14 protein-coding genes are annotated in these 15,887 nt (G+C 60.5%); 6 read left to right on the top strand and 8 right to left on the bottom strand.

Features of this window, described 5'->3' with window-relative positions:
- The first annotated feature begins 130 nt into the window (after window positions 1-130).
- From hflK (HKK53_RS20770) to cfaB, 5 genes are all read left to right on the top strand, one after another.
- The gene (gene hflK / locus HKK53_RS20770) at window positions 131-2,092 is read left to right on the top strand and encodes a protease modulator HflK (RefSeq protein WP_169374270.1); all 1,962 of its coding nucleotides are present in this window, start codon (window positions 131-133) and stop codon (window positions 2,090-2,092) included.
- Window positions 2,089-3,129, top strand: coding sequence for a protease modulator HflC (gene hflC / locus HKK53_RS20775; protein WP_169372378.1), 1,041 nt, complete (start codon window positions 2,089-2,091; stop codon window positions 3,127-3,129). Before hflK (HKK53_RS20770) ends, hflC begins: the two co-directional genes overlap by 4 nt.
- The gene (gene hflK, locus HKK53_RS20780) at window positions 3,126-4,184 is read left to right on the top strand and encodes a protease modulator HflK (protein ID WP_169372379.1); all 1,059 of its coding nucleotides are present in this window, start codon (window positions 3,126-3,128) and stop codon (window positions 4,182-4,184) included. Before hflC ends, hflK (HKK53_RS20780) begins: the two co-directional genes overlap by 4 nt.
- Window positions 4,181-6,091 (top strand): heavy metal translocating P-type ATPase, encoded by a 1,911-nt coding sequence (locus HKK53_RS20785; RefSeq protein ID WP_169372380.1) that lies wholly within the window; start codon window positions 4,181-4,183, stop codon window positions 6,089-6,091. The genes hflK (HKK53_RS20780) and HKK53_RS20785 overlap by 4 nt, the downstream gene beginning before the upstream one ends.
- Window positions 6,092-6,317: 226 nt before the next feature.
- The gene (gene cfaB, locus HKK53_RS20790; RefSeq protein ID WP_169372381.1) at window positions 6,318-7,502 is read left to right on the top strand and encodes a C17 cyclopropane fatty acid synthase CfaB; all 1,185 of its coding nucleotides are present in this window, start codon (window positions 6,318-6,320) and stop codon (window positions 7,500-7,502) included.
- On the opposite strand, the gene cls is transcribed toward cfaB, so the two are convergent.
- Entirely contained in the window at window positions 7,499-8,938 is a 1,440-nt protein-coding gene (cls, locus tag HKK53_RS20795; RefSeq protein WP_169372382.1) for a cardiolipin synthase, read from the bottom strand. The genes cfaB and cls overlap by 4 nt on opposite strands.
- A gap of 131 nt (window positions 8,939-9,069) precedes the next feature.
- Between cls and HKK53_RS20800 the strand changes: the two genes are divergently transcribed.
- Entirely contained in the window at window positions 9,070-9,591 is a 522-nt protein-coding gene (locus HKK53_RS20800; RefSeq protein ID WP_169372383.1) for a DUF3617 domain-containing protein, read from the top strand.
- A gap of 75 nt (window positions 9,592-9,666) precedes the next feature.
- On the opposite strand, the gene HKK53_RS20805 is transcribed toward HKK53_RS20800, so the two are convergent.
- Genes HKK53_RS20805 through folE2 form a run of 7 tightly spaced genes read right to left on the bottom strand, consistent with a single transcriptional unit; the run spans window position 9,667 to window position 15,801 of the window.
- Window positions 9,667-10,560 (bottom strand): His/Gly/Thr/Pro-type tRNA ligase C-terminal domain-containing protein, encoded by an 894-nt coding sequence (locus tag HKK53_RS20805; RefSeq protein WP_169372384.1) that lies wholly within the window; start codon window positions 10,558-10,560, stop codon window positions 9,667-9,669.
- A 26-nt stretch (window positions 10,561-10,586) separates the two neighbouring features.
- Entirely contained in the window at window positions 10,587-11,924 is a 1,338-nt protein-coding gene (locus HKK53_RS20810) for a dihydroorotase (RefSeq protein WP_169372385.1), read from the bottom strand.
- A gap of 2 nt (window positions 11,925-11,926) precedes the next feature.
- On the bottom strand, window positions 11,927-12,487 hold the full coding sequence (locus tag HKK53_RS20815; RefSeq protein WP_169372386.1) for a gamma carbonic anhydrase family protein: 561 nt from the start codon (window positions 12,485-12,487) through the stop codon (window positions 11,927-11,929).
- Window positions 12,484-13,359 (bottom strand): metal ABC transporter substrate-binding protein, encoded by an 876-nt coding sequence (locus HKK53_RS20820; RefSeq protein WP_169372387.1) that lies wholly within the window; start codon window positions 13,357-13,359, stop codon window positions 12,484-12,486. Before HKK53_RS20820 ends, HKK53_RS20815 begins: the two co-directional genes overlap by 4 nt.
- An 11-nt stretch (window positions 13,360-13,370) precedes the next feature.
- Complete coding sequence (locus HKK53_RS20825) at window positions 13,371-14,237, bottom strand: metal ABC transporter permease (RefSeq protein WP_169372388.1); 867 nt, start codon at window positions 14,235-14,237, stop codon at window positions 13,371-13,373.
- A complete protein-coding gene (locus HKK53_RS20830; RefSeq protein ID WP_169372389.1) occupies window positions 14,237-14,905 on the bottom strand; it encodes a metal ABC transporter ATP-binding protein in 669 nt (222 codons plus the stop codon). The genes HKK53_RS20825 and HKK53_RS20830 overlap by 1 nt, the downstream gene beginning before the upstream one ends.
- Window positions 14,902-15,801 (bottom strand): GTP cyclohydrolase FolE2, encoded by a 900-nt coding sequence (gene folE2, locus HKK53_RS20835; RefSeq protein WP_169372390.1) that lies wholly within the window; start codon window positions 15,799-15,801, stop codon window positions 14,902-14,904. Before folE2 ends, HKK53_RS20830 begins: the two co-directional genes overlap by 4 nt.
- Between the last annotated feature and the right edge of the window lie 86 nt (window positions 15,802-15,887).

Consider the following 15,887-nt stretch of genomic DNA (forward strand, 5'->3'; position numbering starts at 1 on the left):
AGGCTTCAGCTAATCGACAGGTTGCGCGCTTTTAGATACAGCTATTTAGAACGAAAATTTCACCACTTTCGTTATAAGGTAACGAGATGTGACGGGGTTCGACGTCAGCAACGATAAACACTGGGGTGGTATGCAAGTCGATCTTGATGTCGATGGAACGCAAGTAGCCGGGTTGCCGCGCTTTCAGCAAGCGCTGTTTCACGGGCGACGGCTGCGTCAGTACGCAATCGGCCTGAGCGCCGTGGCGGCGGTAGGGCTGTTGCTGGCGTTTTTCACCGGGCTGTTTGCGCCGCAGTCGCTATGGGCTGCGCTGCTGGTGAGTCAGAGCGCCGGTTTGCTGGTGCTGGTCGCTGGGCTGCAATCGGCGTGGTGGGTAACTCAATGGCGCGCGCAGGCGATGCATCCGAGCGTGTCGGTGCCGGTCGTCGTCGACGAAGAAATGGTCGCACCGGTGGGCTGGTACGAACGATGGCTGGATCGGCTCAGTCAGCGTTGGCTGCACATGCTGGCGCAGATTGGTGCGCCGACGTTTTGGCTGGCGGGATGGGCGTTGTTGACGTTGTTCAGCATCGAACAGTTCTGGAACCTGGGGCTGACGCCGGACACGCTGGGTTTATCCGCCAGCATTGGCGCGGCGCTGTCGCTGCTGCTGGCGTTTGGTTTGCTGGTGCTGGAGCGTCAACTGGCCCAGGAAAACACCGCCGAATGGCCCGAGGCCGGGGCGTTGGCGCAGCTCACACGTGTTGCGATTATTTGTTTGGTACTGAGCGCGCTGTGCCTGCTGTTCGGCAATGACGCCTCAGTCTGGCCCGTACGTCTGGCGGTGCTGATTGGTTTACTGCCGGGGTTGGTGGCCGTCGAACTGTTGTTGCGCGCGGTGCTGTCGCTGTTCAGTCCGCAACGTGAACAACTTGAGCCGTCATTGCTGGCGCGCAGCTTCGTCGCCGACATGCTGCGCTGGCCGCCGCAACCCTTGCTGGCGTTGCAGCATGAATTGCATAACCGCTTCGGCATCGACTTGCGACAAATCTGGGCCTTCACCTACATGCGCCGGGCGTTTTTTCCGGTGCTGGCGGTGGTGGCGATTGTCGGTTGGGCGCTGACCGGTATTCACGAAATACCGCTGCAAGGACGGGGGATCTATGAACGTTTCGGTAAGCCGGTCAAGGTGTTCGGCCCAGGTTTGCATGCGGGTTTGCCATGGCCGTGGGGTCGGGTGCTGAGCGTCGAGAACGGCGTGGTCCATGAGTTGGCCACCAGCAGTGAAGCCACCGCACCCGTGGTGACCGAACCGGCAGAAGGTCCGGCCCCGGCGATTGCCAATCGCTTGTGGGATGCCAGTCATGTGAACGATAAATCCCAAGTCATCGCCAGCAGTCGTGCCGACAAACAGAGCTTCCAGATCGTCAACATGGACGTGCGTTTCGTCTATCGCATTGGCCTCAGCGATAAGGATGCGTTGGCCGCGACCTACAACAGCGCTGATGTGCCGACGCTGATTCGCAGCACCGCCAGCCGGATTCTAGTGCACGATTTTGCTTCGCGAACGCTTGATGGTTTGCTCGGCGAGGACAGGGTAGGGCTGGGCGAAGAGATCGGTCGCGCCGTACAAACGGACCTGCAAAAACTCGACAGCGGCGTGGAAATTCTCGCCACCGTGGTCGAAGCGATTCATCCACCGGCCGGTGCTGCCAATGCCTATCACGGTGTGCAGGCTGCGCAGATTGGCGCCCAGGCGTTGATTTCCCGTGAACGCGGTGCGGCGGCGGAGGCGACCAATCAGGCGCAGTTGCAGGCCAGCATCGCCCACGATCAAGCCACCGCCAATGCCCGTGAAATCAACGCGACCGCGCAGGCATCGGACCTGCGCTTCAGCGCCGAGCGCAAGGCTTACGCCAGCGCTGGCCAGGCCTTTGTGCTGGAGCAATATTTCAGTCAACTGACCCAGGGCCTGGCGAACGCCAAGCTACTGGTGCTCGATCATCGCCTGGGCGGCAGCAGCAATGCGCCGACCATTGACCTGCGTACGTTCACGCTGCCGGCTGACCCCGCGTCGCCGCGTAACACCGCTCAGCCAGGAGCCACCCATTGAGCCAGTCCCACACTCACGATCACGATGACCACACTGGCCACGATCACGGCCATGGCGGGCATCACCACGGTCATCACCATCACCACCATGGCGATCCACAAGAAGCCGGTCCATTTCCGTGGCGACGCATGGGCTGGGCGGCGTTGCTGGTGGCGTTCGCCGTCGCGGCGGCAAGCCTGGTGCAAGTGCGGTCGGGGGAGGCCACGGTGATTACCCGTTTTGGCAATCCGTCGCGGGTATTGCTGGAGCCGGGCCTGGGCTGGCGTTGGCCGGCGCCGTTTGAAGCGGCGATTCCCGTGGACCTGCGCTTGCGAACCACGTCCAGCGGTTTGCAGGATGTCGGCACGCGGGACGGTTTGCGCATCATCGTTCAGGCGTACGTGGCGTGGCAGGTGCAGGGTGATCCGGACAACGTGCAGCGCTTTATGCGCGCCGTGCAGAACCAGCCGGATGAAGCGGCGCGGCAGATTCGCACCTTCGTCGGTTCGGCGCTGGAAACCACCGCCAGCAGTTTTGACCTGGCGAACCTGGTGAACACCGATGCCAATCAAGTGCACATCGCCGATTTCGAAGCGCAGTTGCGCCAGCAGATCGATCAGCAGTTGCTCACCACTTATGGCGTGCGCGTACTGCAAGTTGGCATCGAACGTCTTACGCTGCCATCGGTAACGCTCACCGCCACCGTCGATCGCATGCGCGCCGAGCGTGAAACAATCGCCACCGAACGCACGGCTATCGGCAAACGTGAAGCGGCGCAAATCCGTTCCGCCGCCGAGCGTGATGCGCGAATCGTGCAGGCTGATGCCACGGTAAAAGCCGCCGACATTGAAGCGCAATCCCGCGTCGAAGCTGCGCAAATTTACGGCCGTGCCTATGCCGGATCGCCGCAGCTCTACAACCTGCTGCGCTCCCTCGACACCTTGGGCACGATTGTTTCACCGGGCACCAAATTGATTCTGCGCACCGATGCCGCGCCGTTCCGCGTATTGGTTGACGGTCCGCCGAGCCTCGAAAACAAGTCCGGGTCGCAGCCATGAATTTGGTTCCACGTGGAACAAATGAGTTAAGCAGTCCCTGGATCCAGGCCGGGCGTCTGGCTTTTTTGGCGCTTTACGCGGTCACAGTGCTGGCTGCTTTGGCTTGGGCATTCTCCAATGTGCGGCAGATTGATCCGCAGAATCGCGCCGTGGTTTTGCACTTTGGTGCGCTGGATCGCATTCAAAATGCCGGTCTGTTGTTGGCGTGGCCGCGCCCATTTGAGCAGGTGATTTTGTTGCCGGCAGCGGATCGCGTCATTGAGCGTCGAGTGGAAAATCTGCTGCGAAGTGATGTGGCGTTGCAGGCGGATCGCGTGGCGACATTTGCCACGCCGCTCAGTGATGCGCTCGCCGGCTCCGGTTATTTGTTGACCGGTGATGCCGGTGTGGTGCAACTGGATGTGCGGGTGTTTTATAAAGTCACTGCGCCGTACGACTTCGTGCTGCAAGGTGAACATGTACTGCCGGCGCTGGATCGTCTGGTCACGCGCAGCGCTGTGGCGCTCACGGCTGCGCGAGATCTGGACACCATTCTAGTGGCCCGTCCCGAGCTGATCGGCGCCGGTAACAAAGCCGCCGAACGTCGTGAACGCCTGCGCGGTGATCTGGTGCAAGGCATCAACCAACGCCTCGCCGAATTGACCGCGACCGGGCAGGGGATCGGCATCGAAGTCGCGCGAGTCGATGTGCAATCGAGTCTGCCCGGCCCTGCGGTCAACGCATTCAACGCCGTACTCACCGCCAGTCAGCAGGCCGACAAAGCCGTGGCTAACGCTCGCACCGACGCCGAGAAACTCACCCAAGCCGCCAACGAACAAGCCGACCGAGCGCTGCAAGTTGCACACGCCCAAGCCAGTGAACGGCTGGCCAAAGCCTCGGCGGATACCGCGACAGTATTGAGCCTGGCTAACGCGCAACAGCAGGGCACTGACCCACAAATGCTGCTGCGCATTTACCGTGAGCGGATGCCGAAAATTCTCGGCCAGGCCGGCTCGGTAACCACGGTCGATCCGAAAGACGATTCCCGCCTGATCATTCAGGGAGCTGCACAATGACCGCCCACACCGCCGCCGCACCGAGCATGTTGTCCTCGGCCGAGCAACGCAGCGCCGCGCGCCAACTGACCCTGGCCATGCTTGCTCTGGGCTTGCTCGCACTAGGTCTGATCTGGCGCTGGATGTCGCCGGAGCAAACCGGCGTCAGCCAATTGCTGCTGGGTTTTGCATCGATCCTGGTGGCCGTGCCGGTGATGCGCTCGGCCTGGTACAGCTTGCGATATCCGAGCCTGCACGGGATCACCGATCAGTTGATTGCCTTGGCGATGCTCGGTGCTTGGGCCACTGGTGATTTGCTGACCGCCGCGTTGCTGCCGATCATCATGATCTTCGGCCACGTGCTGGAGGAGCGCAGTGTGATCGGTTCCCAGGAAGCGATTCATGCCCTCGGCAAACTGACCCGCAGCCATGCGCGCAAGGTTCAGGCTGATGGCGTGATCATCGAAGTCGATAACGGCACACTCAAGGCTGGCGACCTCGTTGAGGTGCGCGCCGGTGATCGAGTGCCGGCGGATGGCCGCGTGTTGTCCGGTCAAGCGAGTCTCGACACGGCATCGATCACTGGTGAGTCAGTGCCGTTGGAAGCGGTGGTCGGCATGACTGTATTCGGCGGCGCGATCAACCTCGATGGCCTACTGCGCATTGAAGTGACCCGTACTGGCAACGAATCGACCCTCGGCAAAGTCATCGCGCTAATGCAAAGCGCCGAGCGTTCCAAGCCGCCGATCACCCGTTTGCTCGAGCGATACGCCGGCAGCTACATGGTGCTGGTGTTGTTGCTGGCGGCGGTAACCTGGTTCGTCACCAATGATGCTCAGGCGATGCTCGCGGTGTTGGTCGCCGCTTGCCCCTGTGCGCTGGTGTTGTCGGCACCGGCCACGGCGATTGCCGGGGTCGCGGTGGCGGCGCGTCACGGGATCCTGATTCGCAGCTCGGCGTTCCTCGAAGAGCTGGCGGACCTGACGTCACTGGTGGTGGATAAAACCGGGACGCTGACCTTCGGCACGTTGCGCCTGCAATCCATCGACAGTCCGTTGGAGGACCGCAGTCACGTCCTCAAACTGGCTGCCAGTCTTGGCTCGGCGAGCAGTCACCCGGTCAGTCGCGCGTTGGCCAGCCTGGTCACTCAGGAGCATTTCCTGCTGCTCTCGGACATTCACGAGCGCCAGGGTTTGGGCGTGGTGGCGATGACCGAGCAGGGCGAGGCGGCGCTCGGGCGACCCGAACTGTTCGCGCAATTGGGTATTGTCACTTCGGCCGTTCCGGAACATGACGGGCCGATTGCCGGATTGGCATTGAACGGTGAATTCCTCGCCTGGCTGTTGCTGGCCGATACCATCAAACCGGAAGCACGCTTTGCCTTGAATGAATTGCGCGAGCTCGGTTTGGGACGGCAGTTGCTGCTCACGGGGGATCGGCAAAGCGTTGCGCATACCCTGGCCCGGGATGTCGGTATCAGCGATGTTGAAGCCCAGGCTTTGCCGGAAGACAAACTCAATCGGGTGATGATGGAAATCGGTAACGGCTTCCGGCCGATGGTGGTCGGCGATGGCATCAACGACTCCCTGGCGCTGAAGGCCGGCGTCGTCGGCGTGGCGATGGGCGCCGGTGGGGCAGACATTGCGCTGGCGTCTGCGGACATCGTGTTGATCGGCAGTGACCTGCGGCGGCTCGGCACCTGCGTGCGCTTGAGTCGCCAATGCCGCCAGACGTTGCAGGTCAATGTAATCATCGGCCTGGGTTGGACCCTGGCGATTGTCGCCTTCGCCGCATTCGGCTGGCTCGGCGCAGCGGGGGCGATGATTGCCGCGTTGCTGCACAATTTGAGCACGCTGTTGGTCTTGGGCAACGCCGGGCGTTTGTTGCGATTTCAGGAGCCGTTACTCAAATTGAAAGATGAAGCCTGATATACGGTAGCGAACGCTCTAAACCGGGAGATATCGTCGACATAAACTTTTTAGAACTGTGTGCTCACTGCGTAGTCATCTAGGTGTGGACCATTGTTTTTCAGAGTCACGACGGCGGGTTGAAGCGTCGCGAGCTATATAGAAAAAGGCTATTAAATCGATAGCCAGCTATTTTTCTAGGATGGTCTACCCTCACATCAGACGTCTGAAATAAGGGGGATTTTCCATGCTCGCGCAACTTCCACCGGCGTTACAGAATCTGCAGTTACCGCTTCGCCTGCGACTCTGGGACGGCCATGAATTCAATCTGGGCCCGACGCCCAGCGTCACCATTGTGGTAAAGGACCCACAAATGGTTTCCCAGTTAACCCATCCAAGCCTTGATGCGCTAGGAGCGGCGTTTGTCGAAGGCAAACTTGAGCTGGAAGGCTCCATCAGCGATGTGATCCGCGTCTGCGATGAGTGGAGCCAGGCATTGCTGGGTGACGCCGACAGTCAACCGGTTCGCCTCGTCCACGACAAGGAAACCGACGCCAAGGCGATTTCCTACCACTACGACCTTTCCAATGCGTTTTATCAGTTGTGGCTCGACAGCGACATGGCGTATTCCTGCGCCTATTTCGAGACCGGCAGTGAAACGCTGGAGCAAGCCCAGCAAGCTAAATTCCGGCACTTGTGCCGCAAGTTGCGGCTGCAACCGGGCGAGTACCTGCTGGATGTCGGTTGCGGCTGGGGCGGTTTGGCGCGGTATGCGGCCCGGGAATTTGGCGCGAAAGTGTTCGGGATCACCCTGAGTAAAGAGCAACTGGCCCTGGCCCGGGAACGGGTTAAAGAAGAAGGCCTGGAGGATTTGATTGAGCTGCAACTGCTCGACTACCGCGATTTGCCCCAGGACGGTCGTTTCGACAAGGTGGTCAGCGTCGGCATGTTTGAACACGTCGGTCATGCGAACCTGGCCGAGTACTGCAAAATCCTGTTCGGCGCGGTGAAGGAGGGCGGTCTGGTGATGAATCACGGGATCACCGCCAAATACACCGATGGCCGTCCGGTGGGACGCGGTGCCGGCGATTTCATCGAGAAATATGTGTTCCCCAACGGCGAGCTGCCGCACCTGTCGATGATCTCTGCCGAGATCAGCGAAGCCGGGCTGGAGATCGTCGATGTCGAGAGCCTGCGCCTGCATTACGCACGCACCCTCGACCACTGGAGCGAACGCCTGGAAGACAACCTGGAAGCCGCCGCCAAAGAGGTGCCGCAACAGGCGCTGCGGATCTGGCGACTGTACCTGGCCGGCTGCGCTTATGCGTTCGCCAAGGGCTGGATCAACCTGCACCAGATTCTCGCGGTCAAAGCGCATCCGGATGGCAGCCATGAACTGCCCTGGACCCGCGACGACATCTACACCCCTTAAAGTATCGGGGATATAAGCCGGGCGACCCGCATGCCGATCTGTTGCAGGCGGTGGGTCTCCCGGCTTTCTTCTTTGGCGATCTCATGGGCCTGGGCGAAGTCATCGTTGAGCATCTGCTCCACCTCGGCGGCAAACGCGCTGTCGACGGTCAGCAACATCACTTCGAAATTCAGCCGGAATGAACGGTTGTCCAGGTTGGCGCTGCCGATGGCGCTGATCTCACTGTCGATCAACACCACTTTCTGATGCAGGAATCCGGGTTCGTAACGGAACACGCGCACGCCTGCGCGCACGGCTTCGAAAGCGTAGAGGCTGGACGCGGCGTAGACGATGCGGTGATCCGGTCGTGACGGCAGCAGCAATCGCACATCGACGCCGCGTAGCACCGCCAGGCGTAAGGCAGCGAAAACGGCTTCGTCCGGGATGAAATAAGGGCTGGTGATCCACACCCGTTCCGTCGCGGCATGGATGGCTTCGACGAAGAACAGTGAACAGGTTTCGTAGGAATCCGCCGGACCGCTGGCGAGTAATTGGCACAGTACGCCGTCGTCCGGGTAAACGTCCGGCAGGATCAACGGCGGCAGTGAGCGCGCGGCCCAGAACCAGTCTTCGGCAAAGGATTCCTGCATGCACGCCACCACCGGCCCGCGCACTTGCACGTGGGTATCGCGCCACGGCGCCAGGGGTGGTTTCTCGCCCATGTATTCGTCGCCGACGTTGTGCCCGCCGACAAAACCGAGCACACCGTCCACCACCACGATCTTGCGGTGATTACGGAAGTTGACCTGGAAGCGGTTGAGCCAGCCGCTGCGGGTGGCGAAGGCTTTGACCTCGACGCCGGCGTCACGCAATGGCTGCACGTAGCTGTGGGGCAACGAGTGGCTGCCGATGCGGTCGTAAAGTAGATAAACCGCCACACCTTCGGCGGCTTTTTTCAGCAGCAGGGTTTGCAGACGCTGGCCGAGGCGGTCGTCGTGGATGATGAAGAACTGGATCAGCACTGCTTCCTTCGCGTTGCTGATGGCTTCGAAAATCGCTTCGAAGGTGGCCGTGCCGTTGATCAGCAGGCGCACTTCATTGTTCGCCAGGCACGGCATGCGCCCCAGTTTCGGCATCGCTCTCAAGGAGGCGTAGGCATTGGAAGCGCGGGCGGTCAGGGCTTCTTCGACCCAGGGACGCCAGTTCAGCTCGGAGATGGCCTTGCGCATTTCTTCGTTGGCCTGGCGCCGCGCGTTGATGTAGCCATCGAAGGTACTACGGCCGAAGACCAGGTAAGGAATGAGTGTCAGGTAGGGAATGAACAGCAACGACAGGGCCCAGGCGATCGAGCCTTGGGCGGTCCGAACGGTCAGCACGGCGTGAATGGCGGCAATCAGGCCCAGCGAGTGCAATAGTGCGATCAGATAACCGAAAACATGCGGTCCAAAATAATCCATGGGGCAACCTTGCTCCTGAAGATTCAATACGTAAAAGACCATGTTCCGTGCAGAATGTCGCTATTTAATTGGCCCATGAACCGAAGCACATGGCTGACGTCTAACGGCCACTATTGATCAGGAGTTACTCGATGAACGTTCGTCTGCTGGGTTTGGCCATGGCCCTTGGTTTGTCCCTCCCCGTGGCTGCTCAGGCGCAGATGCTGCAGCCGGGTCTGTGGGAATTGACCACGAGCAACATGCAGGTCGATAACCAAAACCTGCCGGATCTGCAACTGATCCTCGGCCAGTTGCAAAGCCAGATGACCCCGGAACAACGGGCGCAACTGGAAAAGCAGGGCATCACCATGGGCGGCAAAGGAATTCGTGCGTGCCTGACGCAGGCTCAAGTCGCCTCCGATAATATTCCGCTGACGGATCCGCAATCGGGCTGCAAGCAGGAAATCACTGACCGCACCGGCAACCAGTGGAAATTCCGCTTCAGCTGCCCGAAAGCGCAAGGTGCGGGTGTGGCTACGTTCCTCAGTGATCGTGAGTTCACCACCAAGGTCAACGGCACGTTCAATGCGACCGGGATTCAGCAGAAGGGCAGTCTGGATACCCGTGCGGTTTGGCTGGGGCAGGATTGCGGGACTGTTAAGCCAAGAGCTTAAAAGCTTCGCGGGCAAGACTCGCTCCTACGGAGATCACCGTCTGTAGGAGCGAGGCTTGCCCGCGAAAGCGTCAGCTCAAACCCCACAATCTTTCGGATGTAAAAACCCGCACACCTCATCAATCCGCATCCGCCCAAAATCCTCCCCGCCACAACTGCGCACACTGACAAACCCGCCGTCCTTTTCCTTCGCTCCGACGACTAACAGATAGGGCACGTTGCGTTCACTGTGCAGGCGAATCTTGTGGCCGATCTTCTCGTTACGCAGATCCGCATGGGCGCGCACCCCGCTGCGTCGCAGCTGTTCAGTCACCGATTGGGTGTAATCGATCTGGTGCTCATCAATGTTCACGACCATCACGTGCGGTGGTGCGCGCCAATGCTGCAACTCTTCCTGGCTGGGCCAGCAAGTGCCGTATATCCGTTGCAGCGACGTGCCGCCGACATGATCCAGGGTAAAGGCTTGCAGCACTCTGGTGGCAGGAACGTGCGGTCCCTTGGACAAGTACTCGCCGTCGCCGAGGCAGTACACCGAATGCTGTTCGGTTGCGGATAATGGCCGCTGTCGAATGGAGTGGTTGGTCGCCGCCAGCGTGCGCATCCGCGCCTCGATCGGCGTCAGGTCAGCCACCGTTAACATCCGCTGCAACGCAAACTCATAAAAGAACCCGTCGCCCATTGCCGAGCCCTTGAGCAACAGGACGCTGGGATGGAGCTGCTTGACCGCCATGGCCAGCATCAGCGCACAGGAGCGGCGCAGTATCTCCAGCCCATCCGGCTCCTGAGGCGTGACAATACTGACCCGCGCATCGCCCTGGATTATGAACCCACAGTCCACCAACACCCCGTCCACTCGCCCGGCCACAGCCGCTTTGGCTAGTGCGAGCCCGATACTCGCCGCCAGTTCATAGACCGACAGTGGTTGATCGTATTCACGCAAAGAGCCGTCGGGCAGGGTGATGTGGATCATGATCGCTGTTCTCGGGGCTTGGGTGGTTAGCGCATGAAGCGCAGGGGCAGACCCTGGCAGCTGTCATGTAGACGATTGGCGTGCCAGGCAATTTGCCCCGACACCAGCGTGGTGCTGACGCTGTGACGAAAACGCTGCTGGGCGAAGGGCGTCCAGCCGCACTGCGAAAGGATCGGTTGCTGGGACACGGCGACACCGTCGGGCTCGGGTTTGATCAGCACCAGGTCGGCCCAATAGCCTTCACGCAGATAGCCGCGATCGGGAATGGCGAACAGATCGGCAACCCGGTGACTGGTCTTGGCCACGAGGGTAGTGATGGGCAGCACTTCATCCGCCACCAGTTCCAACAGTGCGGGGAGGGCGTGTTGCACCAGCGGCAGACCGGACGGCGCCTGGTTGTACGGCCGTTGTTTTTCGGCCCAGGTGTGGGGCGCATGATCGCTGCCGATCACATCCAATCGGTTGCTTAACAAAGCCTGGCGTAAAGCATCGCGGTCGGTCCGGGACTTGATCGCAGGGTTGCACTTGATCAGGTTGCCGAGGCTCGGGTAATCGCGATCATCGAACAGTAAATGGTGCAGGCAGACTTCGGCCGTGATGGGTTTCTGGCTCAGTGGTTTGTCTTCGAACAACGCCAGTTCCAGCGCCGTGGTCAGGTGCAAAACGTGCAGGCGGGTGCCGTGACGTTTGGCCAGGTCCACGGCCATTGAGGAGGAGCGAAAGCAGGCCTCAGCGTTGCGGATCAATGGATGGGCTTCGGCCGTAATGTTTTCACCGTACAGCGCTCGCAGGGTGGCCGCGTTGGCGTCGATGCTGGGCGTGTGTTCGCAGTGGGCCAACAGGATCGTCGGCACTTCGGCGAACAGCCGCTCGAGAATCCGCGGATCGTCCACCAGCATGTTGCCGGTGGACGCGCCCATGAACACCTTCACCCCGGCGACTTCGCAAGGATTAAGCGCGGCAACCGTGTCGAGGTTGTCGTTGCTCACACCAAAGTGAAAGCCGTAATTGGCCACGGAGTTGATGGCCGCCCGGCGCTTTTTATCGACCAGCGCTTCAAGCGTCAGGGTGGCGGGATTGGTGTTGGGCATGTCCATGAAACTGGTAATGCCACCGGCCACTGCGGCTCGGGATTCGGTGTAGAAACTGCCTTTGTCCGGCGCCCCCGGATCACGGAAATGCACCTGGTCGTCGATCATGCCTGGCAGCAGCCACTGACCTCGGGCATCGATTTCCACGTTCGCCTTCTCGCCTTCAATGCTGCCGGCGATCTTGACGATACGACCATTGCTCACCAGCAGATCGCCATCGAAAGCGCGACCTTCGTTCACCAACCGGGCATTGCGAATCAGCACGCTGCTCATGGTCAGAACTCGTTCTGCAGCGCTTTGTAGCCGCGCACCAAATCGACATTAGTGCGCGCCACATCCTCGGAAAACTCCGAGGCGCTGACACTCACCGGCGGGAACTGCGACAGGTCGGTGCCGGGGCCGATGCGAGTAGTGGACGGCACATAGAAGGCTGCGGGCAAGTCCCGGCCGTCGACTACCGAGTTGTGCCGCACCACACAGCCGTTACCCACCGAACAGTTGAACAGCACGCTGTTGAAGCCAATGAACACCCGGTCGCCGACGGTGCAGGGACCGTGGACGATGGAGCGGTGGGCGATGGAGCTGAACTCGCCGATGGTCACCGCTGCGCCGGACTTCGAATGGATGACCACGCCGTCCTGAATGTTCGAATTGGCGCCGATTGAGATCGGCTCCATCTCGCCCGAGGCATCGACTTCGTCGGCGCGGATTACCGCGTAGGGGCCGACGAAGACGTTCTCGCCGATCACCACCTTGCCGCAGATGATCGCGGTTTTATCCACGTACGCGGACTCCGCAATCAGCGGCAGATCACCTGATGGATTCTTGCGGATCATGGTTTGCTCAGCGCGTCGTACAGGGTGTTGAGGTTGTATTCGAACAACCCGGCGAAGGTGCTGGCCGGACCAGTCGCAGCGAGTGCATCGGAGTACAGCGTACCGCCAATGTGCGCGCCGCTTTCATCGGCAATCTGTTTGAGCAGGCGCGCGTCCTTGATGTTTTCCATGAACACCGCTTTGACTTTCGCTTGGCGGATTTGGGTGATCAGCGCCGCTACTTCCGCAGCGGAAGGTTCACGCTCGGTGGACAGACCTTGCGGCGCCATGAAGTCGATGCCGTAAGCCTGGCCGAGGTAGCCGAACGCATCGTGGGAGGTGACGATCTTGCGGTTGCCCGGTGGCAGCGAACCGAGCTTGGCCTTGGCTTCGGCGAGCAGGGCGTAGATCTGTTTCAGGTAGGCCTGGCTGTTGCGCTGGTAGTCGGCCTTGTTCGACGGATCGGCCGCGATCAGCGCTTTGGTGATGTTGGCGATGTACAACTCGGTGTTGGCGAGGTTGTGCCAGGCGTGCGGGTCGGGCACGGTTTCGCCGTCTTCATCCAGCGAGCGAGGGATCACGCCGTGACTGGCGCTAATCACCGGCGCTTTGGTTTCGGTGCTGGTCACCAGGCGATCCAGCCAGGGTTCGAAGCCGAGGCCGTTTTTGATGATGAGCTTGGCCTTGAGCAGCGCTTTGGCATCGTCCGGGGTCGGTTCGTAGGTGTGGGCATCGGCGTCCGGGCCAACCATGTTAGTGATCTGGATATGCTCGCCGCCGACCTGATGGGTCATGTCGGCGAGGATGCTGAAACTGGTGACCACCTGCAGTTTTTCCGCGGCAGACAGCGACATCGACAGCATCAAACTGAACAGCACGAGTAAAGCGCGCATCGGGAAACACCTCATTGGGATGTGAGCAAAGGCGGGCGGCGCAGCAAGCCGTGCACCGGACCGAACACCACGGACAGCAGATACAAACCCCCAGCCACCAGCACGATGGCCGGGCCGCTAGGCAGCGAGTAGTAGAACGACAGCAGCAAACCGAACCACACCGAGAGGCAGCCGAGCAGGGCGGCGATCGCCATCAACACCGGTAATCGTCGGCTCCAGAATCGCGAAGCAGCCGCGGGCAACATCATCAAACCGACCACCATCAGCGCGCCGATGGCCTGGAAACCGATCACCAGGTTCAGCACCACGAGCGTCAGAAACACCCCATGGGCGAGTGGCCCGAGACGGCTGACGGTTTGCAGGAAAAGCGGGTCTAGGGTGTCCAGCAGCAGCGGCTTGTAGATCAACGCCATGGCGATCAGGCTGAAGCCGGAGACCCACAACATGCCGGTCAATGTCGGGCCATCGACCGCCAGTGCGGAGCCGAACAGCAGGTGCAAAAGGTCGAGACGCTTGCCGGCGATGCCGAGAATCAGCACGCCGCTGGCCAGGGAAATCGGGTAGATCGCCGCGAGGCTGGCGTCTTCTCGCAGGCCGGTGCGGCGGGTGATCCATGCCGCGAGTCCGGCCATGCTCAGGCCGGCGCCGAGGCCGCCGATGGTCAGTGCAGGAAGACTCAGCCCAGCGAACCAGAAGCCCAATGCCGCACCGGGCAAGATGCCGTGGGCGACCGCATCGCCGATCAGACTCATGCGGCGCAGGATCAGAAAAACGCCAAGCGGCGCGGTGCTGCACGCCAGAACCAAACCGCCGATCAGCGCCCGGCGCATGAATACGAACTCGTGGAACGGTTGCCAAAGTTGCGCGGCGGCGAGCATCAGGCCACCTGCGTTCGCGGTTGTTGGCGGATCAGTTCAGTGCTTGGGCCGAGGATGCAGCCGCTGCTTTTGATCAGCAGGGAGTGTGGGATGTGTTGGCGAACGGCGGCGAGGTCATGGCATACGACGACCAGGGTTCGACCGTCGGCGTGCCAGGTGTGGATGTGTTTCCACAGTAGCTCCTGGCCGAGTTCATCGAGGGCGGCGTGGGGTTCGTCGAGTAGCAGCAGGGGGGCTTCGGCGAGGCTTAATCGGGCGAGCAGGGCGCGCTGTAATTCGCCGCCGGAGAGGGCCATTAATGGGCGATGTTCCAGGCCACTCAGGCACCAATCGCCAAGGGCGTTTGTAAGGCGTTGGCTGCGGACTTCCGGGGGTTGTTTGCTGCCCCAGAATCCGGCAGCCACCAGCTCTTGCAGGCTGATGGGGAATTGCCGGTCCAGGTGTTGTTGCTGGGGCAGGAACGACAGGCTTCCCTTGCGGGGAACACCCAGCTCAATTTTCCCGGCCAGGGGTTTTTGCAGCCCGGCGATGACTTTCAACAGGCTGCTTTTGCCAGATCCGTTGGCACCAATTACGGCGGTCAGGCTGCCCTTGGATAGCTCGAAATCCAAGGCAGGCGTTAGCGGTTGACCGGGTGCGCCCCAGCGGAGGGATTGGCAACGGATCATGTGGCTGACTCCCAGTTCCAGCGACTTTCGGCGACGGCGTCGTGAGCGTGAAGGCTTTCCGCGTGCACGACTCGCAGGTGAAATCCGTTGATGCCTGGAGAGCGTTTTAAGGCCAGGTTCAAGCGCCGCGCCGCGTCTTCGCAGAACATCAGGTTTTGACCGTTGGCCAAGGCGAAGGCTTGTTCGTCGGCGCGTTTTACCGCTGTTTGCACGGCTGTGCCGAGGGTGGCTTCGGCGTCGTTGATGACCGCAATCAACGGTAAATCGTCGAGGTAATCGTCCAGGCGCAGCTGCAAATGCGCGGTACTGCGTTGGCTGTGAGGTGTAGCGACAATGCCTTTTGTCGAACCGAGCCAGGCTAAAACGTCGGCGTGTTGCAGTGGCGTATTGGCGAAATCATCGATGAATTGTTGTTGAATAAGTTGGCGCGACAACGCGGCTGAACACGGGCACGTAGAGGAATAAGGCACGTCGATTTTTAGTTCCACGTGGAACATGTCGTTTTTTAATCGCGCCTCGATGGTCACGGGATAGCTTTTCCAGCCAGCCAATGGGCTGATCAACGCCGGCCTTTTTAGCAGCAAATCGGTGTGAATTTTCAGGTAAGCGCTGGAGGACAATCCTTCATGGCTGTCGAGAAAACGCCGCAACACGCTACGCAGTAATCCCGGCGTGAGGTTTCCCTGCTCAAGCACTTCCAGCGCCAGATACAGCCGCGACATATGAATGCCGCGCGCCTCACCGTCGTCGAGACTGACGCCAGCATCCGCCTTCGCACTCAGCCGTTGGCCATCGAATAAAACAGGAAGAGCAATGCCGCACATGCCCACCCACTCCAGTGGCAGGGCTTGGCGTGAGGCCTGCGCGGCGATATCCGGCAGAGTCAGCGCATTCATGAGCAGGTCCATCGTGGGAGTTGATTTGGCATGTTATATTATTACATACAAATCGACGATGCCTTTTTCACGAGCGGGCTTTCACC

The sequence above is a fragment of the Pseudomonas sp. ADAK7 genome (assembly GCF_012935675.1).
Classification (GTDB): domain Bacteria; phylum Pseudomonadota; class Gammaproteobacteria; order Pseudomonadales; family Pseudomonadaceae; genus Aquipseudomonas.